The organism is Bradyrhizobium niftali (assembly GCF_004571025.1).
In the GTDB taxonomy this organism is placed as follows: domain Bacteria; phylum Pseudomonadota; class Alphaproteobacteria; order Rhizobiales; family Xanthobacteraceae; genus Bradyrhizobium; species Bradyrhizobium niftali.
Map to the genome: position 1 here is coordinate 1 of NZ_SPQT01000127.1, position 913 is coordinate 913.

1 protein-coding gene is annotated in these 913 nt (G+C 64.8%); it reads left to right on the forward strand.

Annotation, left to right across the window (positions count from 1 at the left end; translation table 11 throughout):
- Nucleotides 1-4: 4 nt before the first annotated feature.
- The coding region (locus tag E4K65_RS46720) for a non-ribosomal peptide synthetase (protein WP_347340995.1) at nucleotides 5-913 on the forward strand (909 nt) is incomplete at its 3' end.

The window sequence follows — 913 nt, forward strand, 5'->3', positions numbered from 1 at the left end:
ACAGCTGCCCTCTTTAAGAGAGCTTTATACAGCCGGCGAGCGATTGCACGCCACTCCACTGCTTAGGGCGTTCTTCGAAGCACACCCGAACGCGAGATTGATCAATCAATATGGGTCCACAGAAATCAGCGTCATTTCCGAGCACCGCCTTGCAGCTGATCCGTCATGTTGGTCCGAGATGCCTCACATCGGGCGTCCAATCGCCAACACGCGGGTGTACCTGCTGGACGGCCATGGCGCGCCCGTGCCGTTCGGTGCGGTGGGCGAGCTTTACATTGGCGGGGCGGGGGTGGCCCGGGGCTATTTGAATCGCCCTGAACTGACAGCCGAGCGGTTCATCGCCAGTCCCTTTGTCGAGGGCGATCGGCTGTACCGGACCGGCGACCTGGCACGCTACCTGCCGGACGGCAATCTTGAGTTCCTGGGCCGCAACGACGATCAGGTGAAGATCCGCGGCTACCGCATCGAGCCGGGCGAGATCGTAGCAAAGCTTTGCGAGCACGCCTTCGTGCGCGAGGCGGTGGTGGTGGCGCGCCAGAACGGCCCCAGTGACAAGCATCTGATCGCCTATGTGGTCTGCGCGCCCGAGGCCGGCTCGGACGAGGGCGATGCAGGCGGGCTTGCGAGCGCTTTGCGCGCGCACTTGAGTGCGCGGCTGCCGGATTACATGGTGCCGAGCGCGTTTGTGCGGCTGGCAGCGCTTCCGCTCACGGTGAACGGCAAGCTCGATCGCAACGCGCTGCCGGCCCCTCGCGATCAGGCCTATGCACTGGCGGCCTATGAGGCGCCGCAAGGCGCGGTCGAGACCGCGCTGGCGCAGATCTGGGCCGAGCTCCTTGGTGTCGAGCGCATCGGGCGCAACGACCACTTCTTCGAACTGGGCGGCCACTCCCTCTTGGCCGTGCAGATGTCG